Annotated in this window: 27 protein-coding genes; all 27 read left to right on the top strand. The window is 46.5% G+C overall.

The genetic code is table 11. From position 1 onward, the window contains the following. The first annotated feature begins 57 nt into the window (after window positions 1-57). The 27 genes from BLU30_RS12030 (at window position 58) to BLU30_RS14550 (ending at window position 21,299) form a co-directional block, all read left to right on the top strand. On the top strand, window positions 58-321 hold the full coding sequence (locus BLU30_RS12030; RefSeq protein ID WP_090246709.1) for a hypothetical protein: 264 nt from the start codon (window positions 58-60) through the stop codon (window positions 319-321). Between the two features lie 124 nt (window positions 322-445). Beyond that, a complete protein-coding gene (locus tag BLU30_RS12025; protein WP_090246707.1) occupies window positions 446-844 on the top strand; it encodes a hypothetical protein in 399 nt (132 codons plus the stop codon). A gap of 33 nt (window positions 845-877) precedes the next feature. Then, window positions 878-1,429 (top strand): hypothetical protein, encoded by a 552-nt coding sequence (locus BLU30_RS12020; RefSeq protein WP_090246705.1) that lies wholly within the window; start codon window positions 878-880, stop codon window positions 1,427-1,429. A gap of 23 nt (window positions 1,430-1,452) precedes the next feature. Next, window positions 1,453-1,890, top strand: coding sequence for a hypothetical protein (locus BLU30_RS12015; protein WP_090246704.1), 438 nt, complete (start codon window positions 1,453-1,455; stop codon window positions 1,888-1,890). After that, on the top strand, window positions 1,883-2,392 hold the full coding sequence (locus BLU30_RS12010; RefSeq protein ID WP_090246702.1) for an AP2 domain-containing protein: 510 nt from the start codon (window positions 1,883-1,885) through the stop codon (window positions 2,390-2,392). Before BLU30_RS12015 ends, BLU30_RS12010 begins: the two co-directional genes overlap by 8 nt. 293 nt (window positions 2,393-2,685) lie before the next feature. Beyond that, a complete protein-coding gene (locus tag BLU30_RS14730) occupies window positions 2,686-2,979 on the top strand; it encodes an HNH endonuclease (protein ID WP_090246700.1) in 294 nt (97 codons plus the stop codon). Between the two features lie 232 nt (window positions 2,980-3,211). Beyond that, window positions 3,212-3,502: a hypothetical protein gene (locus BLU30_RS12000; protein WP_143024240.1), complete on the top strand. Its 291-nt coding sequence runs from the start codon at window positions 3,212-3,214 to the stop codon at window positions 3,500-3,502. Then, window positions 3,492-4,931, top strand: a complete 1,440-nt coding sequence (locus BLU30_RS11995; RefSeq protein ID WP_090246697.1) for a hypothetical protein — start codon at window positions 3,492-3,494, stop codon at window positions 4,929-4,931. The genes BLU30_RS12000 and BLU30_RS11995 overlap by 11 nt, the downstream gene beginning before the upstream one ends. Continuing rightward, a complete protein-coding gene (locus BLU30_RS11990; protein ID WP_207648010.1) occupies window positions 4,928-6,349 on the top strand; it encodes a phage portal protein in 1,422 nt (473 codons plus the stop codon). Before BLU30_RS11995 ends, BLU30_RS11990 begins: the two co-directional genes overlap by 4 nt. After that, entirely contained in the window at window positions 6,321-7,016 is a 696-nt protein-coding gene (locus tag BLU30_RS11985; RefSeq protein ID WP_090246695.1) for a VG15 protein, read from the top strand. The genes BLU30_RS11990 and BLU30_RS11985 overlap by 29 nt, the downstream gene beginning before the upstream one ends. A 55-nt stretch (window positions 7,017-7,071) precedes the next feature. Beyond that, window positions 7,072-7,554 carry a capsid assembly scaffolding protein Gp46 family protein gene (locus tag BLU30_RS11980; protein WP_090246694.1) on the top strand — a complete coding sequence of 161 codons (483 nt, stop codon included), beginning with the start codon at window positions 7,072-7,074 and terminating at the stop codon, window positions 7,552-7,554. A gap of 25 nt (window positions 7,555-7,579) precedes the next feature. Continuing rightward, a complete protein-coding gene (locus BLU30_RS11975) occupies window positions 7,580-8,719 on the top strand; it encodes a phage major capsid protein (protein ID WP_090246692.1) in 1,140 nt (379 codons plus the stop codon). After that, window positions 8,719-9,108 carry a Gp19/Gp15/Gp42 family protein gene (locus tag BLU30_RS11970; RefSeq protein WP_090246690.1) on the top strand — a complete coding sequence of 130 codons (390 nt, stop codon included), beginning with the start codon at window positions 8,719-8,721 and terminating at the stop codon, window positions 9,106-9,108. Before BLU30_RS11975 ends, BLU30_RS11970 begins: the two co-directional genes overlap by 1 nt. Beyond that, complete coding sequence (locus BLU30_RS11965) at window positions 9,108-9,461, top strand: hypothetical protein (protein ID WP_090246689.1); 354 nt, start codon at window positions 9,108-9,110, stop codon at window positions 9,459-9,461. Before BLU30_RS11970 ends, BLU30_RS11965 begins: the two co-directional genes overlap by 1 nt. Beyond that, complete coding sequence (locus BLU30_RS11960) at window positions 9,454-9,711, top strand: hypothetical protein (RefSeq protein ID WP_090246687.1); 258 nt, start codon at window positions 9,454-9,456, stop codon at window positions 9,709-9,711. The genes BLU30_RS11965 and BLU30_RS11960 overlap by 8 nt, the downstream gene beginning before the upstream one ends. A 1-nt stretch (window position 9,712) precedes the next feature. Next, window positions 9,713-10,051, top strand: a complete 339-nt coding sequence (locus BLU30_RS11955; RefSeq protein ID WP_090246685.1) for a hypothetical protein — start codon at window positions 9,713-9,715, stop codon at window positions 10,049-10,051. 13 nt (window positions 10,052-10,064) lie between these two features. Then, entirely contained in the window at window positions 10,065-10,628 is a 564-nt protein-coding gene (locus tag BLU30_RS11950; protein ID WP_090246684.1) for a phage tail tube protein, read from the top strand. 2 nt (window positions 10,629-10,630) lie between these two features. After that, a complete protein-coding gene (locus tag BLU30_RS11945) occupies window positions 10,631-10,891 on the top strand; it encodes a hypothetical protein (RefSeq protein WP_090246682.1) in 261 nt (86 codons plus the stop codon). After that, a complete protein-coding gene (locus BLU30_RS11940) occupies window positions 10,891-11,286 on the top strand; it encodes a DUF5361 domain-containing protein (protein WP_090246681.1) in 396 nt (131 codons plus the stop codon). Before BLU30_RS11945 ends, BLU30_RS11940 begins: the two co-directional genes overlap by 1 nt. Further along, window positions 11,276-13,231, top strand: coding sequence for a tape measure protein (locus tag BLU30_RS11935; protein WP_090246679.1), 1,956 nt, complete (start codon window positions 11,276-11,278; stop codon window positions 13,229-13,231). Before BLU30_RS11940 ends, BLU30_RS11935 begins: the two co-directional genes overlap by 11 nt. Next, a complete protein-coding gene (locus BLU30_RS11930) occupies window positions 13,224-14,744 on the top strand; it encodes a distal tail protein Dit (protein ID WP_090246678.1) in 1,521 nt (506 codons plus the stop codon). Before BLU30_RS11935 ends, BLU30_RS11930 begins: the two co-directional genes overlap by 8 nt. Then, on the top strand, window positions 14,744-19,279 hold the full coding sequence (locus tag BLU30_RS11925) for a phage tail spike protein (RefSeq protein ID WP_090246676.1): 4,536 nt from the start codon (window positions 14,744-14,746) through the stop codon (window positions 19,277-19,279). The genes BLU30_RS11930 and BLU30_RS11925 overlap by 1 nt, the downstream gene beginning before the upstream one ends. 10 nt (window positions 19,280-19,289) lie before the next feature. Continuing rightward, complete coding sequence (locus BLU30_RS11920) at window positions 19,290-19,553, top strand: hypothetical protein (RefSeq protein WP_090246675.1); 264 nt, start codon at window positions 19,290-19,292, stop codon at window positions 19,551-19,553. Further along, complete coding sequence (locus tag BLU30_RS11915) at window positions 19,540-19,896, top strand: hypothetical protein (RefSeq protein WP_090246673.1); 357 nt, start codon at window positions 19,540-19,542, stop codon at window positions 19,894-19,896. The genes BLU30_RS11920 and BLU30_RS11915 overlap by 14 nt, the downstream gene beginning before the upstream one ends. After that, window positions 19,889-20,119: a hemolysin XhlA family protein gene (locus BLU30_RS11910; RefSeq protein ID WP_090246672.1), complete on the top strand. Its 231-nt coding sequence runs from the start codon at window positions 19,889-19,891 to the stop codon at window positions 20,117-20,119. Before BLU30_RS11915 ends, BLU30_RS11910 begins: the two co-directional genes overlap by 8 nt. A 13-nt stretch (window positions 20,120-20,132) precedes the next feature. Further along, window positions 20,133-20,348 carry a holin gene (locus BLU30_RS11905; RefSeq protein ID WP_090246671.1) on the top strand — a complete coding sequence of 72 codons (216 nt, stop codon included), beginning with the start codon at window positions 20,133-20,135 and terminating at the stop codon, window positions 20,346-20,348. Beyond that, window positions 20,349-21,299: an N-acetylmuramoyl-L-alanine amidase gene (locus BLU30_RS14550; protein WP_090246670.1), complete on the top strand. Its 951-nt coding sequence runs from the start codon at window positions 20,349-20,351 to the stop codon at window positions 21,297-21,299. The last annotated feature ends 272 nt before the right edge of the window (window positions 21,300-21,571 follow it).

Genomic DNA, 21,571 nt, shown 5'->3' with positions numbered 1-21,571 from the left:
TTGACAACACTGCGACACATGATATATATTTAAATAAAAAACTGAAGGAGAAGTAAAATGAAATTTTACAAAGCAGTTTTTAAGGATGGAATAAGATACAGTGATCACAGAGCTTTGATCGGTGAACCGTATTTAATATGTGTTGATGAGGAGTGCGGAGAATCGAAGGAAGAAGAACTTTTCAAAATGCTCGAAAAGCGATACAAAGAGAAAAACAAAGTTTTAAGTGAAGATATTTTCAGAGGTTTTAATTTTAATTATGTCGAGATTGAAGATGTGTTTGAATATGCAGGTGGATTTCTTCAGTTTTTTAAGGAATAGGAGAATAGCACAATATGCTGTGACGCCCTCAATTATGAGGGTGTCTTTTTTTTATAAAAACTATTGACATAGGGTACACCCTATGATATAATATAGACAAGTTAAAGATAAAGGAGAAACGAAAATGTTATACAGAAGAACACATACAGAAAACCCAATGAGCAGAAGTGGACATGCAATGTTCACTGAATATGCAGACAGAATCGGAAGTTACGGGAAGAATTTATGGGGGTTCGACGAAGTCAACGCTACGAACATTGAAGATTTAAAAGGTGCCATCATCGATGCATGGGAAAAAGAAATGGCATCCGAAGAATCAGACTATGATCTTCCGAAAATCAGCGGTGAAGAAGCTTATACATGCTTTGATCCAAGCGACATCGTGATGAGTGCAGAAGCTTACGATGATGAAGATGTCAGTGCCTGGTTGTGGGACACAATCCTTGACCCGGAAGAAATCATGGCAGTGTATGGAGAAGGTTGGGCTATTGTATACGACGAAGAATTAATCAACGCTCTTTAAGAGCAATTGAAACAAAAAAGAAAGAGGCAAAAAATGGAAAAAGGATCTAAAATAAAGATTAAATCAGGAATCATGAAATCATTTATCCATCCAAATTCATGGAGTGAGCGGAAAGAAGGAACGAAAACATTCAAGCCAGGAGACAATTTGTATCACTTTTGTGATGGGGAACCAATTGCAGTATTTGGCGAAATGGAAACAGCTTTTACAGATGATATATCGATTGCTCCGTTTGAAACTGCTTATATTTACAGAGTCGATTTTTTGGAAGATGTTGTCGCTGATTTTTATGGCGGCTACGAATATCGACTAGACCTTGAAAAAGTATGTGATAGCATCGAAATCATATATATTGGAACAGTGCAAGAAAACAGAAACAAAAGAATCGTGGCAGGTAACTCCTTTGGTGCATCTACTATATTTTTAGCAGAATACGATTTGCTTGACGGAGATGAAGCAAAAAAGCTTAACGAGAAAAAGTTCAAAGAATTGAAAGAAAAAGACGGAAAGATGGCTGGTTACAAAAAAGTTTGGAAGTATATTGAAAAAGAATGGGATTGGGAAAATTTTAAAAATAATTATTAAAAAAATAATAGTGAGGAACGCATATGAATAATCTACAAGCAAAGTATTGGTACGACGTGGCAATGGCGGCAACCGAGGACACCAAGGATGCACCAAAGGCGGCAAAGATGCTCGAAGAACAGTTTGGAGTAAAAATCGCTACGGTTGGCGACATCTATAAAATACAACGCCAGATGTACGACCTTATGACGACGGACCAACAAGAGCAGGATTATAAGGAGTCGCTCCAAAATCTTGAGACGACAAGGCCACCCAAGATGACAATTGCAAAAGCAAAAAACAGATACGATGCCCAGGAGCGGTGGCAGGAAAAGGTAGGGCTCGTGTCAAAATCCTACAAGCTTAAAAAAGATCTAGTTGATGATTTTGCAAAAAAATGCAAGGAAAACGGAGAGTCGCAGGCGGCGGCAATCACACGATTGATGGAGCAGTACATTTACGGGGGCGACGCGGATGTATAAGGATTTAACGGGCTTGCGATTCGGCAAGCTGGTTGTAACCGGGTATAGCGGCGAGAAAAGAGGATCAGCCCGAGTCTGGAATTGTAAATGCGATTGCGGGAATACAACAAAAGCAACGGCGAGCTCATTGAAATGTGGAAAAGTAACAAGTTGCGGATGCTATTTCAGGGAGGTGGTATCAAAAGTTGGAAAAGAATCCTTTGAAAAAATCATAAAGCCAAAATGTGTAGATGGAACAAACCTTAGAAACCTGAAAATGTCGAAGTCAAAAGCGAATAAGTCAGGGTACAAAGGAGTGAGTTGGAGTAAGCAACGTAAAAAATGGATTGCTTCGATAACGTTCAAGGGTAAACAATATAATCTTGGAGGTTATGAAAAAATAGAAGATGCTGTCAAAGCAAGAAGGAAGGCAGAGATAGAAATGTTTGACAAAGTCTTAATCCGGAACAACATGGAACCGACGGAAGAAACATTACAATCAAAGGATATAGATAAAAAATAAAAATAACGCCCAAGAGGAATAACTGGGGCTACAACACTTAAAATTTAAAAAATGCACTTGACTGCACATGGAAATCATGTTATCATTAAGGTGATAAAAAATATAAACAATTAATAAATCAAAAACAATAAGTCCTCAGAGGTTATCCTTTGGGGACTTTTTAATGCAAAAATATAAAGCTCTATTAACAACAGCACACACAGTATATAACCACAAACTACATTACTATCAAGTTATCGACGGTGCGCTGTTGTTACTGGAGCTTTTTTATTTGTGATAGTAGGGGGTAGTATATGGCAAGCAATCCAAGGCGGGCGAATGGTGCCCGTAGAGATGCCGTCAGGCGTTGGGTGTTAGCGACGCAAGATGTTTGTGCATTGTGCGGCAAACCTGTCGACAAGTCACTCAAAACTCCACACCCGATGAGCGCAGAAGTGGATGAGATCATCCCAATATCAAAAGGTGGTAGCCCTTACGATAAGGATAACGTCCAGCTGACTCACCGATGTTGCAATCGGCGTAAATCAAATAAGATAACAGTAGAGCGGACAATCGATAAACCTATCCCAAAGTCACGGGATTGGTAATGTCGGATGAGATAGGGATCCGTATGGGGCGGAATACCCTCCCCATGGCGGCTCAGACTCTCGGGGGCATAGGGCTTTTTTTCTTTTAGGAGGTGATAATATCGGACGAAAAAGCAATTTTACAATTGAACAGGATGAATTCATACGTACGAATTATCTCAAGTATTCAATTGGCGAGATAGCCAATGAATTAGGTCGGTCTAAGTCAAGTGTCCAATACAGGGTAAAAGTGTTGGGTCTGAAAGAAGAAAACTCAGCAGCGGTTATGACATCCGAAGAGTTAATAGAGAGTGCAAACCTCAATGATAGAGACGGCGACACGCTTAAGCGTCTGATCGAACTCCGCGATATGCTGCATGATAATCTGTTTTCTGCCAACACACCGAAAACAATCATTGCAAAGTTATCCAAGGAGTACCGTGACACCATCCAAGCCATCCACGAAATGACAGAAACGGAACCAGATGCTGGAAGCGAATCTAAGCTTGAAGCTCTGTTTGCGGAGTTGGAAGATGCGCGGTAACCAACAACCAAGAATCCATATTGCCCAGGACTACGATAAAAGCAAGTCTGACAAGGCAATCAAATTATCCAGTGCCATGGGCATCATCCTGGATGACTGGCAAGTCGGCGTCCTTAGTGATTGGCTAGCCGTTGGGCCTGGAGGAAAGTGGAAGCATATCCGAAACGGCCTCCCGTGCCCACGACAGAATGGAAAGACAGCACTCCTCGAGAGCCGTATCAATTACGGTGCTTTGTTCATCGGAGAAAAAATCTTATATACTGCTCACGATTATTCAACTGTCACCCAGTTGTTTGACCGGGTGCAGTATTTTTTTGGAGAAAAAAAGAATGATGAGTCGGCGAATTACCCGGAACTAAATGCAAGGGTAACGTCGGTTCGCAGGGCGGCAGGGAAGGAAGCTATATTTTTTAAAAATGGGGCTGCCATTTACTTTTCGACTCGGACAAAGTCGTCAAGGCGTGGCTTTACTGTTGACGTGGTCATAGTGGATGAGGCCCAGGAGCTAACGGATACGCAGCTTAAGGCCATCATGGCCACAGCCTCCAGCGCACCACTTGGAAACCCACAGTATATCTTTACCGGGACGCCTCCTGGGCCGGAAACGTCCGGGGATGTCTTTGCACATATCCGGGATGGTGCGATTGCCGGAGAGGAAAATGATGTATCCTGGAATGAATGGAGCGTTGATGAAGTCGGCGATATCCATGACGAAAAACGATGGTATGATGCCAATCCGGCCCTGGGCATCCGTTTGGATATCGGAGTTGTGAGGGCTGAGGCCAGCACCATGAATGATGTGTCCTTTGCCCAGGAGCGACTAGGGTACTGGATACCAAAATATCAGTTTGTGGCGGTTATCAATGAAAATGAGTGGAAGCGTTGCGAAACGAAGAATCCTCCAGAGGATGGGAAATTGACATACGCCGTAAAATTTTCTGCCGATGGGGCGACCGTATCCTTGGCGGTGGCACTAAAACCGAAGTCCGGTTCCGTGCACGTTGAAATCATTGAGAACCGTCCAATGGGCGCTGGAATATCCTGGTTGGCGGAATGGCTCATTGAGCGGAAGAACAAGGCTGCCACCATTGTGGTGGACGGATTGCACTCATCCTTAGCGTTGGTTGAGATGCTGACGGAGGGCGGAATCAAAGGTAAGGGCGCCATCACAGTACCGAAGTCCAGTGATGTGGTTGCGGCGGCCAGTATGCTCCTCAATGCCGTGCACGAAGGCGACGTGACACACTTTGGACAGCCAGCACTAAATGATTCGGCTCTATTGAGCGAAAAGCGGTTAATTGGGAATAATGGCGGTTGGTCATTTGGAGGGAAGAATGTGGATAGTACATTGATTGAAGCGGTGGCACTGGCCTTCTGGTCTGTGACCACGACGAAAAGAAATCCGCAAAGAAAGCAGGTGTTGCTATGAGTGAAATGTGGGAATCCGGTAAGTGTATTGATTTTAAAGCACCGCAAGTTCTTGGGTTATCTGGTATTGACCAGGAGAATCTTAATGAGCTAGTAGATGTCTGGCGGATGAAGCTCTTTCGGAATAGGACAAAGAAACAGTATTATAACCAGAAAAACGGATTAAAAGATCTGGGCATCGCCATCCCACCAGCCCTTAAAAATATGGAGTGTGCTATGGGTTGGCCGGCAAAAGCTGTGGATATGTTGACTGTTCGGAGCCGATTTGATGGATTCGTCTTTCCAGATAGTGAGGATTTCGGCGTCAATGCTATCCTACACGCCAATAACTTTGGTGTACTTTATCGGCAGGCAACAACCAGCGAGTTAATCCATTCTTGTGCGTTTATCACCGTTTCCAAGGGCGGCTCAGGTGATCCATCTGTTATGCTGTCATCCTACGATGCCGAAACGGCGGCAGCACTTTGGGATAATCGGCGGAAAAAGATTAAGTGCGGGATGACCATTGTTGATGTGGATACTAAAACACGGGAGCCGACTAGGATTAATCTATACACGGCCGGTGCTGTCGTTGAGATGGTTAGAAATAACGCCGAAATCTGGGAGGCAAATTACTTATACCATAAACAAGGCCGGCCGCTCATGGAGCCGATGGTTTATCGGCCAACGCTGGACAAGCCCTTTGGGAAAAGCCGGATTAGCCGGGCAGTGATGTCTATTACGGATAGCGCGATTCGGACCGCCGTTCGCACAGAGATTTCATCGGAGTTTTTCACTTCTCCTCAAAAGTATTTGATGGGAGCCGACCCAGAGTTATTTGCAAACAACTCAAAATGGGCAGCTTACATTGGGAATATTTTTTCGGTGTCAAAGGATGAGGACGGCGATGTGCCAGCATTTGGACAGTTGCCGCAAGCATCAATGCAGCCCCACATGGACTATATGCGCAGTTTGGCTGCACAGTTTGCTGGGGAAACCAGTATCCCGATATCGTCTCTTGGTGTTATCCATGATAATCCAGCATCAGCTGAGGCGATTTATGCAGCCAAGGAGGATTTGATTATCGAAGCGGAGGGACTCAACGAAACAAACGGCATGGCCCTGCGGAATATCGGACTCTTGGTGGCGGCCATCGCTGGAAACACCACGGTGGATGCGCTTCCTGATGATGTTAAAAAGATTCAGCCACGTTTTAGAAATCCGGCGATTCCATCCGTGGTAAGCCAATCTGATGCCATTATTAAGCAGGTGTCAGCCATTCCGTGGATTGCTGAAAGCCAGGTGGCCCTAGAGGAACTGGGGTACACCGAGAGTCAGATTACAAGGCTGCTTAGTGATAAGCGTAAATATGAGTCAAAAAAAGCATTGGAGTCTATCAGGGCGACCTTGAATGATGGTGATGGTAATGCTGAGCCGTGAGGATTTTGAAAACTACGGCCGGATGACGGTGGATCTTGCGAATCAGGCGTCTGCTGAATTTGACCAGTTTGTCAAGTCACTTAAAGTAACGGATTATTGGCCGGTCAGGGAAACCATCATGGACTTTGCAGAGGGGTTGATCCGGGAGTATGGCGGAGCGGCGGCATTGAATGCGGCTGATTTTTTTGAGATGCAAACGGGTATCGCTAACGCCTTGGCATCAGAGTCCATCGATCTAAAAAGCCTGGATACGTCTTTGCGTTACGCAATATCTCAAGCAAGATATGATGCGCTGGAAAAAAGTCCGTTATCTGCTGTGAATCAGAATATTGCACGGCAGACGAAGAATTATGCCCACCAAACGATGGTTGATAATGCAAGGGAAAATCGCACAATGTTTGCCAGAGTGCCAACGGGTGCGCATACATGTGCTTTTTGTATGATGTTGGCAAGCCGTGGATTTGTTTATTACTCGAAGCGATCCGCCGGTGAGATGATGCAGTTTCACAATGATTGTGACTGCCACGTTGTCGCTGGGGTGGATGGCGTAGAGGGTTACGATCCGGATGCTTTGTATTCGGATTACCGGGATGCCCGGGAAAACGCGAATAGCGGAAATTATAAGGATGTCCTTGCGCAGATGCGAAAGGACCTTGGTGTGAAATAGTGTGACGTCATATTGACGGTGGATTCAACGCCGAAGTGGCGGGTTAGGAGAATTTATGAGCGAAGTAAATACGGATCCTACGGTTAAAGGTCAAGAAGCTTTTGAAGCAATCACGACCCAGGAAGATTTAGACAAGATTATTGGGAAACGTCTTTCACGGGAGCGTGAAAAGTATGCGGGCTTTGAGGATCTTAAGGCGAAGGCAGAAAAATACGATGCCATTGAAGAGGGCCAGAAGACCGAATTGCAAAAATTGCAGGACCAGATTGAAAAGGCGGAAAAAGAAAACGCTGCGTTTAAGCAGCGGGAGCAGGTGAATTCCTGGGCGGCGGAGATATCGAAAGAAACCGGGGTTCCAGCTAGTCTTTTGCGTGGAAGCACAAAAGAAGAGATGGAGGCCCATGCTGAACTGCTCAAAGAATTTACCAGTGAGCAACCAACGGCACCAATCGTTGGAAGCGATGGGAATAAGCCGAAAGGCCAGCCGGGATTAACGACGGCGGATCTTTTCGCTGAAACAACGAAGGATTTATTTTAAAAAAAATAGAAAGTGAGATAAAAATATGGCTATTGATATTAACAGAGGGACTTCCGGCGTTTCTTTACCGAAAGAAATCTCTACGGAAATTTGGAGTAAAGTGCTGGAAAATTCGGCAGTCATGAACCTGGCACGGCGCATTGAGCTGCCAGGACGAGGGCTAGAAGTACAGACAATTACCGGTGAACCCACCGCGGCATGGGTAAATGAAACAGACGAAAAGGCCGTGTCTAAGCACACACTGAACACAAAGACCATCACTCCTTACACCATTGCGGTCATTGAGCCGTTTAGTAATCAGTTCCGCCGCGATAAGCGGGCGCTGTACGAAGAGTTGGTGCGGCGTTTGCCATATGCACTAGCGAGGACATTTGACAATACGGCTTTTGGCGGGACCGTGAAGCCTGGTGATAATTTCGACCAGCTCTCTGGATGCTCTGCCTTTGGCATTAAGAGCAACGCTTGGGAGGGCCTTGTTGCCGCTGATGCAGCCGTGGCGGCTGGTGGCGGAATCTTAAACGGTTTTGCGCTGGCGCCTCAAGCGAAGAGCATCTTACTGACCGCCGTTGACGGGAACAAGCGGCCGCTGTTTGTGAATTCAATTGCCGAAAATGGTATCCCGATGATTTTGGGCAGCCCGGTGCAAATCAAAAAGGCTACCTACGTCCCGGGAGAACCTAATACCATCGGTTTTGCAGGTGACTGGAGCCAGGCGGTATACGGAACCGTTGAAGGGGTGCAGATTGCCATCTCCGACCAGGCAACACTAACAACTGGCGGACAGAATATCAACCTCTTCCAGCGGAATATGTTTGCGGTTCGGGCTGAAATTGAAGTGGGTTTCCGCATCACCGGAAATGAATACTTTGTTAAGTTGACCGATGCCACGGACTGCGCCTTAGAAACACTGAAAATTGGCGGAAAAACATTAACCCCTGCCTTTGATGGCACGACGGAAGCGTATACCTGCGCCACGACTGATGCGACCAACACCATTACAGCCGTCTCCAGAAACTCTGCCGCCACAGTATCTATCAAGAATGGCAGTACAGCAGTGACGAGTGGGGCGGCGGCCACCTGGACAAGCGGGGCAAATACCGTGACCGTAACAGTAACAAACGGTGATTACAGCAAGGTTTACACTATCACCGTAACGAAATCTTAATGACTGCCTATGCAACGCTAGAGGATTTGCAGAGCCGGTGGCGCCTATTGTCAGCTGATGAGCAGCAGCGCGCCGCCACGCTGCTCTCTGATGCGTCTGTTAAGATTGCGCTGGCATGCAAGCAAAGTGGCGTAGCCATTGACGCAGCGGACGATCTGCAAAGTGAGGCTCTTAAGTCCATCAATTGTGAGATGGTCAAGCGGGCGATGATGTCACCCATTGATATGCCGCCTGTATCCAACTTTGCACAGACCGCCGGAAGTTATAGCGAGTCCCAGACCTATGTTAATCCAACGGGCGATTTGTATATGACCCTTGGCGAGAAAAAAGTGCTGGGTATTGGCACGCAAAAAATGGGCAGCATCGCCCCGCTAATTGGGGGTGCGTGATGATTACCGGAGAAAAAGTAACGCTTGAACGCTATACGAAAGGGCCGCCCGACGCAATGGGCGACCCTACTTTAATCCCATCGATTGAAGATATTGAAAATGTCCTTATTAACCCAGGAGTAACCGACGATTTGATGTCTGGGCGATTAAATGCATCGATACGACCAGATGGCACTGTCGTGGTGTATACGCTGCATATCCCAAAGGGGTACGAAACTTACTCGTTTCGGGGATGTCGGTTTAAAGTCCGCGGTGAATGGATGGAGGTTGTCGGCGATCCGACATATTACGCGCCGGAGAATACGCCTGGAGCGTGGGACTACCCTGTGGAGGTGAAGCGTTGCGATGGCTGATGTTAAGGTAAAAATTAATAGTGCTGGGGCCAGACAGCTTTTAAATAGCGCTGCCGTGCAAGGGGAGCTACTGAAGCGGGCCGAAAAAATAAAAGTAAGGGCAGATGGTATGGGAAGTGGGAAGTATGTCGCAGATGTCCAGCCAGGGAAGAATAGGGCTCACGCGATGGTAAAAACAACAGATTTTATATCCAAAAAATCCAACGCAAAGCATAACACCTTGCTTAAGTCGATTAATGCTGGGAAATAACATGAATATCGAAGTAAAGATCGTTGAGTATTTGAATAAAAATGGATTTAAGGCCTACGCTAACGTCCCATCCGATCGACCGAATAGCTTTGTAACGGTTGAGCGGACTGGCGGAAGCAACGACAGCGTGGTTATTGACCGTCCAACCGTTGCTATACAAGCATGGGCGGATAAGCGGTTGAGCGCATCCGAGTTGGCATATTCCATCCGAGATGCACTTATCGGAATGGTTTCGGAAGTGAACATTTGCAAAGTGTCGATTAATTCAATTTATAACTACCCGGATCCTGAATCCGGGTCAAACCGATATCAATTGGTTGTGGATTTTGTAACAACATAGGAGGTAATGAGTAATGGGAAATGATGCAAAAAACGTATCCGTCGGTAAGCCGTTGGCCACTGGGGCTATTTTTGTAGCTCCAGTCGGGACAGCTGCACCGACAGATGCAAAAACTGCCTTAAATGAAGCGTTTAAGTGCGTCGGTTATGTGAGTGAGGATGGCGTGACCAATGCCATCAAGACGGACTCCACGCCAGTCAAGGCATGGGGCGGCGATGCTGTATTGACCACGCAGACATCGAGGGAAGAAACATTTAAATTTAAGATGATCGAAGCGAACGAAGTATCCCTTGAACAAGCATACGGAAAAGGAAACGTCGCAAAAGAATCCGTAAGCGGATTAATAACGATTAAACACAATAGTAAGGAAAAGTCGAATTATATCTATGCGATTGAGTTGATCTTATCTGATAATAAAATTAAGAGGGTTGTGATTCCGTACGGGAAGGTAATTGAGCTTGGTGATGTTGTGTACAAGGATGATGAAGCTATCGGGTATGAAGTGACGTTATCAGCAGCACCGGATTCTAGTGGAAATACAGCTTATGAGTATATTTCTGCTACAGCGGAGGCTTAAAAATGGATAAAAATAAAATTGTTGTTGATGGTATCATTGTTGAAATTCCGCAGGAGAGACTAGAAGACATGGAAACACTCGAAGCAATGTCTGATATCCAGCATGGGCAAGCGCTAGAAATTGTGCCATTGTTTCGGCGGATTTTTAGGGATGACTATAGTCGGATTAAGGCAGAACTAAAGGGCGATTCAGAGACTTTAAGCGTTGAAACTATGACCAATTGGTTTACAAAGGCTATGGAGGCACTGAACGCAAAAAACTGATGTGGCTTGCAGCCCTAAGGGGGAAGTACCCAGCAGAGCTGCGAGCCGATTTTAGGCAGTATTACCATGTGAGTGCCGATGATATCGGGAGTGGGATTTCTGTGGCTGAGGCGGCGGATTTAGCGGCGATGCTGCCAGTCCGATCCCGCTGCATGTCCGCTGAAAAACCAGAATTATCCTGGGATATCGATCATTATTTGTTAGCCAAAATTAGTGATACTTTGGCTTATTTTTTTTGGTGCAACACCGAGGACGGGGTAAAAGGCATTAACCGTCCAAGTATGATTGAGCGTCCCGGGCAAGAAAGCAAAACGGAGCAGGGCCGTACGCCATTAACAATCGAAGAATGCTCTGAGATTTTAAGCAGAAAGCGGGTGGATCTAAATGGCAACTGAACTAGCAGCAGCCTATATTACTTTGATTCCGTCGCTTAAAGGGGCGCAGGCAACGATAGCGAAGCAGCTAGGCGGGATTGATACATCTGGAGCCGGGAAAACAATGGGCACAAAGGCCGGTGGTGGTTTTGCGAAGGGACTGCTTGGCGTTGGTGCAATTGCAGGTGCCGCCGCATCGATAACATCAGCGGCAATGAATGCCATTTCCAGTGCGATGGATGGAGCAATCAAACGAACGGACACCATGAACAACTTCCCGAAGGTTATGCAGAATATGGGTTACTCGGCAACGGATGCCGAAAAATCAATAAAAACAATGAGCGACCGCTTGATTGGGCTACCGACATCTCTAAACGGAATGACAGGTCTTGTGCAACAGATTGCGCCATTGACTAACGGTCTTGATGAAGCAACTAACGTCGGATTGGCTTTCAATGATATGCTGCTTGCTTCTGGAAAGGGAGTAGACGACCAAAATAGGGCAATGTATCAATATGTTCAAATGCTTGGGAAGGGAACTGTTGACATGCAATCATGGAGAACGCTCCAAGAGGTTATGCCAGGGCAGCTCAATCAAGTTGCGCAAGCATTAATTGGTCCTACCGCGAATAGTCAAACCCTTTACGACGCAATTAAAAGTGGGTCGCTAACGATGCAAGATTTTAACAACGCAATCCTTGATTTGGATGCTAATGGCGCGAATGGGTTTGCGTCATTCAGTCAACAAGCAAAGGATGCGACTAAGGGGATTGGAACATCTCTGTCAAACGTTAAGATATCAGTAGAACGAGCGATGGCTGGTATTTTTGATGCAATCGGAAGAGAGAATATAGCGAATGCTATAGGATCTATCATCCCGATTATAAATGGAATCGGGAGTGGATTTGTAACAATTGTAAATATGGTTAAGTCTAGCGGCCTCGGCGAAACCATCGGAAAGGCCTTCAACGGCATGAAAACATCACTCGAGCCGGTAGTTAGTCAATTGGCACCAATCTTGATGCAATTCTTTGGGGCCGTTCTTAATTTCTTGAATTTTATTATTCCGCCAATAATGACTGTGGTTACAGTGATTCTTTCGATTGTAATTCCGGTTGTCGAGGGATTAATTTTTATTGTATCTGGAATCCTCAACGGCATTGTTGCCGCCGTCAACTGGTGCGTGGCCAATGTCAAAAGCCCATGGGAAGTATTTTCCGGGTTTATGCAATGGGTATGGGACTCCGTGCTTTCGGCGTGCGAAGGATTTATTACCTGGTGTGTAAATGCGTTTGCCTCTGCGGTTTCAAATATCCAGGGAGCGTGGAATTCGATTGTTGGATTTTTCCAATGGATCTGGGATTCTTTGAGTTCTTCGGCATCTAATGCTGTAAGCAATGTTGTCAATTTTGTTTCTGGGCTACCAGGACAAATTATTGGATTTTTCTCTGGGGCTGGTTCCTGGCTTTGGGATGCCGGGTCTAATATCATGCAAGGGTTGCTTGATGGGATTCGCAGTGCGTTTGAAAGCGTCAAAAACTTTGTATCTGGCATCGGATCATGGATTGCCGAGCATAAAGGCCCGAAGGCCTATGACTTGGCATTGCTTATCCCGAATGGGCAGTGGATTATGCAATCTTTGGCCAAAGGGCTTGAGAAGGGCGTACCGGCTGTAAAAAATACGCTTGATGGCATAACGGCTGATATTGCGTCAACTCGATTTGACGGCACGATGACCATGGCATTGGCGAGTGATGGAAATTTGCGTGCAAGCAAGAGTGCAATTCTGACATCGGATAGCCAGGTAAAAACGAAAGATTCGGAGCGGCCTATCGTTGTTCAGGCTGTTGTAAAATCGGTCCTTGATGGCCGAGAAGTCGGCTACGGAACGGCGAAATATGTCCAGGAAAAGAATGACTATGAAACAAATCGAAAGAACCGGATTGGAGGTGTCGTGAGTGTATGATGTGAATAACGCAAGTGATGAAGCCATCTCCCTCGACGGCACCTACATCGAGGACGTCGTGGAGGGCTACCGCACCTTGTCCGTAAGTGGCCGGGAGTCCCTGGCCTACACCATTACTGATGAGGACCGGCCGGTTGGCACTGACGGCATGGAATATTATGGCAAGCGGCAGCAGAGCCGGACCATTACGGTGCGGTTCGAGCTGTCTGCCGCGTCGGCATCTGAGTTTATGAGCCGATATCGCAAGCTTAAGGATTTTTGCAAGGGCGATGGCCGTAAGCTGCGTTTTGCTGATGAGCCGAACGCCCATTACACCGGGACGCTATCCAGTGTGGATGCCCCAGAGCCCGGAAGCCTCCGGGTGGTGGCTGAGATTGCCTTTTACTGCGCTGACCCTTACCTAGAGTCGGACATCACAACTAGTGTGACAGCGGCTGTGGTTGATGGCAAGCTGACGGCCCATGTGGTCAATGATGGCAGTGGGGAGGTGTATCCGACCTACCGCATCACCCACGGGGCTGAAAATGGCTATCTGGGGATTGTGCATCCCGGCGGGGCCTTTGAGATGGGCAACCGGGATGAGGTGGACCAGGAAGCCTATAAGCGGTCCGAAACGCTGGCCACCATCAATAGTTTTGAATCTCTACCCGACGATCATGGCACAAATTACATGCACAGTTACCTGGGCCATGTGATGGGCGGAACACTGACATACAACACGACTCCCGGGAGATACTCAAAAGGTCTTTATATCAACACTTTTGGGACTCAGACCGCAAAGAAGTGGTGCGGCGGGATGCGGACTTTGACATTGCCCGCCGATTCAGAGGGTGTGGCTGGGGCTAAAAACTTTTACTGTTATCTAAATCACTGGTTTGAGACCGGACTCATGGGCCAGACAGCTGAACAGTCCATTGCATTTCTGACCGCCGATAATAAGGTAATTTGTGGATACAGCTTGTACAAAGCGGATATGTCTGGCAATATGGCAACTTTGGAGTTTTGGGCAAACGGGAAGGTGCTGAGATCGATCAACTTTGAGCCAGCAGCTTGGGATAGTGCAAATCCATTTAACAATGGCCGAGGGCACAATGATATCCGAAAAGAAGGGGATAAGGTAACGTTCTACTGGTGGGGCGGATATCCAAGCTTTACCGTACCGGAGATCAAGGACATGGAATGCCATAAAATCCAGGTTGCCTTTACCCAGTATGCTGGCCGTCCGGCTAATATGTATGTCACAAGAAATTACCTACGGGCATTAACCTATCAAAAATCGAATGTCGAAAAATGGAAGGATGTCCCGAATCGCTACACGGCTGGCAGTGAAGTTGTTGTGAATACTGCTACGGATGCCATCACGGTGAATGGATTGCCCAGAAATGATGAATTAGTGACCGGCAGTGTGTTTGCGCCGCTGCCACCAGGGGAGACGGATGTGGAATTTTATCCGTCATCCTGGTGCACGACCAACCCGACGGTAGCTGTTGAGTTTAAAAAGAGGTGGCTCTAATGTTGATATCCATACATGATAAAAACTTAAAACGGGTTGCCTTTTTGGACAACGACAAGCCAGGGACGTTGCATTTTTACAATGACACATGGCACCGGTATCTGGTTGAGGCGACAAGCACCTTTGATTTTACGGTGCCAAAACCGATGGAAGCTCATCCTGATTTAGCTTTTTTGACTGAAAAGAATTATGTCTCGTTTCGATACGACGGCAAAGATTATCTCTTTAATATTATGAAGACGGTAGAGACTGAGAGCAAAATTACTTGTTACTGCGAAAACCTCAACCTTGAACTACTTAATGAGGATGCATCGGAGTATAAGGCGTCTGGCGCCAAGCCCTTTGTGGATTATTTTAACGACCCATTTTTAGTGGGTGGCGCGGCTTACTCAGATTTGGTCATCGGCATCAATGAGATATCCGATTATAAACGGACGCTATCCTGGGAGGATACAGAATCCAAGCTGGCCCGATTGCTCTCAATCGTGAAGCAGTTTGATGCTGAGTGTGAGTTTGAAACAAATCTTAATCGAGATGGTACCCTGGATAAGATTGTCCTTAATGTGTATAAAGCCTACAACGAGAGAAATCAAGGCGTGGGGAAGCGCCGAAGTGATGTGACATTGTATTACGGAAAAGAAATTAAAGGTGTGCACCGAACGGTGGATAAGACCGGCCTATACACGGCCATCCGGCCAATCGGTAAAGATGGACTCACCATCGCCTCGATACCAGCTCGTGTGGTCAATGATGCGAATGGCAAGCCATTGTACACCAAAGCGGCCGGGACATCAGATATTTGCGCCCCGCAATCCGCCGTGGAGTACCCACCACAGCTGTCAAGCAAAAAAGACAGCTGGATTGTGCTGTATTGGTCCTATGATACGGATAACACGGAGACACTATACTCCAAGGGGCTGGCCAAGCTCAAGAGTGTTTGCTTGCCTGCCATCACCTATGAGGCGGAGGGCACTCTCAATCTGGGTATTGGGGATACGGTCATTATCCACGATGCTAAGTTTACGCCAACGCTGCTGCTGGAAGCCCGGGTGAGCGAACAGGAAGTATCCTTTAGCGATCCAACCCAAAACAAAAATATCTTTGCTAATTTTAGAGCCCTTGAAAATCAGCTGTCCAGCGATATTACCAGCCGGTTAGAAACGATCGTGGAAAATGCACTGCCCTATACCATGGAGGTGTTGTCCAGTGATGGGCTTATTTTCAAAAACGGCACCGGATCCACAACCTTAACGCCACGGATTTTAAAAGGCCAGAAGGATGTGACCACTCAGGTTGCCACTGCCTGGTATAAGGATGGCGTGGCCACCGGATCATCGGGCAAATTGACTATTACAGCAGCAGATATCACAGATAAAGCAGTGTATAAGGTAAATGCTGTTAGCGATGCTGGAACGGTGCTTTGCAGTGCTGAGGTGACGGTGGTTGATATCAGCGATGGTGTAGACGGCGGAATCGGCCCACAAGGGCCACCTGGACCACAGGGCCCGAAGGGTGATGACGGAGAGCGTGGCTTGCAAGGTTTGCAAGGCGATAAAGGCGACCAAGGTATCCAAGGGCCTAAAGGGACAAACGGCGTGTCAAGTTACACCCATATTGCTTATGCCAATAGCTCTGATGGTACGATTGGATTTAGTATCTCTGACAGTCTCAATAAAGCCTACATTGGGATGTACGTTGATACTGTGGCTACGGATAGCACAACCCCATCAAAGTATCGGTGGTCACTCATTAAAGGGGCCGACGGCGCACAAGGTATCCAGGGGCCAGCGGGGTCAGACGGACAAACGCCTTACCTTCATGTCGCTTATGCTAACGACGAGACGGGCACCAGTGGGTTTTCGGTGTCCGATTCGGTGGGAAAGCTGTATATCGGACAGTACACTGATTTTGTTGCAGCGGATAGTACAACACCATCGAAATATAGTTGGACTAAAATAAAGGGAGATAAGGGCGATGCAGGAGACCGTGGACCACAGGGCATCCAAGGCCTTCAAGGCAGCAAGGGTGACCAGGGCGTCCAGGGGCCAAAAGGTGATGATGGGATATCAACTTATTTCCACATCGCTTATGCCAACAATGCAACCGGGACGCTTGATTTCAGCATTTCGGACAGCACCAATAAGCTGTACATCGGGACGTATGTTGATAGCGTAGCGACAGACTCAACGATCCCGTCTAAATATTCATGGCAACTTGTTAAGGGATCCCAGGGCGTCAAAGGCGAGCAAGGTATCCCCGGAACAAACGGTGCTGACGGCAGAACCTCATACCTCCATATTGCCTATGCGACAAACGCTACCGGCACAGCTGGGTTTTCAACGACTGATAGCGTTGGAAAGACGTATATTGGACAATATACCGATTTTACAGCAACAGATAGCACATCGCCGTCGGCGTATAACTGGTCACTTATTAAGGGTGATACCGGCCCAACTGGTCCGAAAGGTGATAAGGGTGATACGGGTGCCACGGGCGGAACCGGGGCTACTGGCAATGGCGTTGCATCCATTGAGGCGCAGTATTACTTGTCGACGTCAAAAACAACACAAACAGGTGGCTCATGGGCCGCTTTGATGCCGGCATGGTCAGAAGGCAAGTATCTGTGGATACGTAATAAGATTACCTACACGTCTGGCGGAACGGTCTACACACAGCCATATTGTGACACTGGATGGGAAGCGGCCGTAGTAGTAGATGGCAAGCTAACGCAGACCAAGACGGAGCTACTAAGTACGATGTCTCAGAACTATGCGACAAAAGGTGAGTTACAGACAGTTGACGGTAAGTTTAGTAACTACTCAACAACCGTGCAGATGAACTCAGCTATAAACCAAAAGGCTAACGAAATTAATATAGGAGTATCCCAGGCGCAAACCACAGCAAATAACGCCCTTACCAACGCAAATAAAGCACAGAGCGATATTGATGGGTTGGAGGTTGGTGGGCGGAATTTGCTGCGGAATACTGTATCATATTCAAGTTGGGGTGCTGGAAATTGTAAAAAAACGGTTGGGCAAACAGACCCATATGGCGGAAATAAAGCTGTTTTAGTCGATGGAAATACAGATGTGAACAGTTATATGCTTACGCCTGGAACTGTTTTAAAACAAACAGGATACCATTCACTTTCAGTTTGGCTTAAAGGGACGAAAGCGGGTGCTGTATATGTTGGGTTTAATCTTAATACAGGTACAGACCAGAGCAGAACATTGTGTAATGTTACAACAGAATGGAAAAGATTTACTATTATTAGTAATGAGACCGCTATCAGAACATCATATCAATTCGTGCTTGGGGGATGGAGTAGTTGGTCAGATTTAACACTTGGAGTTTATATGGCTTTTCCGATGTTGTGTATTGGCAACAAACCCACCGACTGGACCCCCGCTCCGGAGGATGTCGATGCGTCGATCGCAAAGGTTGATGGTAAGTTTGTGAATTACTCGACGACTACCCAAATGAATGCTGCCATCAATGCAAAGGCCGACGAGATAAGTTTGAGTGTTAGCCAAAATTACGCCACTAAAACAACTGTTCAGCAGGTAGATGGTAAGTTTGCTTCGTATAGCACAACAACGCAGATGAACAGTGCCATACAATTAAAAGCAAATGAGATTAATCAGTCTGTCAGTTCGACATATACAACGAAAAACGACACAAATGCTATAAATACGAGATTACAATCTGCTGAGTCAAAGTTAACACCTACCGCACTTACCACCACTATCTCAACGGCATTATCCGGCAGCAACACCATTGCGACGACTAAATTTGTAATGGACAAGGATGGTCTGCTGATTAAAAATGGCGGGTTAAAAATACAAAATAATGCAGGGGTTACTGTTCTTAGTGCTGATTCGGCCGGAAATCTGACGTTTAAAGGAAACCTCGAGATGCAAGGGGCACAGACTATGAGAATTAACAATACATCGGGAAATCCTGTAGGTTCTATATTCTTTGGTGCTGTTCCGTCTGGGTACGAGTGGGCTCCTGGAATTTTATCAGTTAAGGGCGAAGGACTGCTCAACTTAGCAGTGAGTGACGCGGTTGGAGCAAAAGGATTTGGACAATTTATCGCAGGCGGGGATGTAGTAGGAATGTTTGGAAAAGAAAATGGTAGATCCAGTTTCTTGATCGGCGATGCTGGAAACAATATACAATATGATAGCGGCCGATATCCTAAGATTAGTGCTATTGGGTGCACTAAAGTTGTTGATTTTGCAATGGCGCCAGGCTTTAGTAAAATCAGCGGATACGCGAACAACATTGTTTTTAATGCAATGGGTGGGTTTTGCTACTTAACATTTACAATCAGTGGCAATTTACCTGCTGGTGCTTGGACCCATATATTAACAATACCCAATGGCTATAGTCCTGCTCAAAAAATTGGAGCACCTGGTATTATTGGAGCACGTGGGGCGAACCAAATAAACATATATGCAGATGGGAAGGTATATGCTTGGGTGCAAAATGCCCATCCTGATTTATCTGGGTTTGCAACATATTATTTATAGGAGGATAAAAATGGCATTACAAAATAAAACAAAGAGTATTAATTTAACGGCGACAAGCGTAGTGAGTGGATTAAACGTTGCGATGTTTTCGGCAAACTTTGACTCTCAAAACCTCGAAAACATGGTGCCGATGCGTTCCATACTGGATAGTTCGGCGTACCGAGCCAATCGCTCAGAGGTGATGCAGGATCAAACGGATTTTGAAGTTGAAGCCTACGCACTACTCGACTCAATGAAAAAACCAAACGATGTGGCCCCCGATGAAACTGTCTAACGCCGCACTAATCAAATTAATCAATGGCATTGCCGCCATCCAGGAGGTTGACTTTCCGGTGTCGGCCTCTTTTGCATTGTCTCAGAATACGGAGGCTCTGCTGGATGCGTACAAGCCCTATGCCGCTGAATATGACAAGATTAACGCCAAATACGGCAATAAGCCGGAGCTTACCGCAAAGGTCTGTGAGCTACAAAGCATCGAGGTGGACGTGGCGCTTAAAACACTGCCGGCGGAGTACCTGGATATCATCGTGGCGTCTCCGGTGCGGATGGCGATGGTAAACTTAAATGCACTGAGGCATTATATTTTCAACGAGGATGGAGAAAAGGTGAATGAATGAAGAAAAGCTAGAACACATCGTGGATACCCACGAAAAGCGGATTAACGACCACGGGGAGCGCTTGGACAAGTTGGAGCTACAAAGCGGCCGGCTGGAGGAGCGGATCGTCGCCTTGTGCGATAAGCTGGAGTCTCAAACAAAGGCTCTTAATTGGCTGATTGGTTTGGCAGCGACTGGGCTTGTTGGATTTTTTATGTATGCATTGCAGAATAGTATTTTTTAAAGGAGATAAAAAAATGAACACTAATAAATATGTTGTTTGGTTAAAAGAAACTGGAATCAAGGCAGTAAAAACCATGGCGCAGACCGCTGTGGCCCTAATTGGGACCAATACCGTTGGTATTACCTCAGTGGATTGGGTGGCTGTGGCATCTGCAACTGCGTTGGCCGGGGTGCTGTGTGTGCTGACTAATGTGGCAAATCTGCCAACTGTGGATAAGGAGGAAAAATAAATGGGATTTTATCCTTATATTGCAATCGGCCACGGTCGGACGACGGACGGAAATTGGGACTGTGGATGTACATGGAACGGGTATGATGAAACGAGTATGGCCAAAGATGTCGTTGCTGGAATCATTGAGGCTTTCAACGCAAACGGCAAGGATTTTCTGACGGATTATCCAGATAATGAAAGTAACATCACCAACTGTGTGGCCGCCGCAAATAATAACGGTTGTACCCATTATCTGTCTATCCATCTGGATTATGACCGGGCACCAAGTGGTATCCTTCCGCTGTACGTTTCTGACGCTGGGTATGCTATGGCTGATTGTATCAGGGCAGCTTTAAAAGCACGCATCAATATCAATGACCGTGGAAACAAGTACCAGGCGGATTATGAGTGTACCGGAACCGATATGCCAGCCGTTATCTTTGAGATTGGCGGAATCTGTTCAGACAACGATTTTATCCGAAATAATGCCAGATTGCTAGGTCATTGCGTTGCCTATGGCATGATGGATTATGCGGGTGAACCTTATGCCGAAGTTGGCAACACTAACACCGTGAACCCGGTCAAACCTGGGACATCTCCCGAAGGAGCATCCAGCACCACGGGTTTTGATTGGGGAACCGATAATGTACAGTATGCATTAAATATCTGCAACTATGGTGCCCCGGACATTGACGATGAGTGGGGGCCAGAAACAGAACAGTGCCTGAGAATCGCCCAGGGGGCATACGGTATCACCGCAGACGGTCTGTGGGGGCCGCAGAGCCAATCTAAGTTCGAAGGCCAGATCCGTGCCTATCAGGAAGCCCTCAACCGACACGGATTTACTTGTGCTGTAGACGGCATCGCCGGGCCAGAAACCTTCGAGGCGGTCAAAGCGTTCCAACGCTCAAGAGGTTTGGAAGATGATGGGATTGTTGGCGAAAATACATACCACGTTTTAATTGGGTGATCATTTAGGTTCTTTTCCCCTGGCTCAGGCTGGGGGATTTTTTTATTTTGAGCATTATTTACACAATTTGCACTGTGCTGATTCATTACTTCAACCCCGATTGATGCAAATTTTAAAATACAGTGTCGTAAAATTGTCGTAATTAAATTTTATCTACCTTTATATAGCCATTATGCAATCCATGGTAAGGATGGGGTCAGCGGTTCGAATCCGCTCAAAGGCTCCACTGGAAAAGTTGCGGGAAACCGCATAAATAAAGGAAACCAGCCGGT

The sequence above is a fragment of the Eubacterium barkeri genome, from assembly GCF_900107125.1.
Classification (GTDB): Bacteria; Bacillota; Clostridia; order Eubacteriales; family Eubacteriaceae; genus Eubacterium_O; species Eubacterium_O barkeri.
Note: the sequence above shows the minus strand (reverse complement) of the source record. Positions and strands in the feature narration are given on the sequence as shown.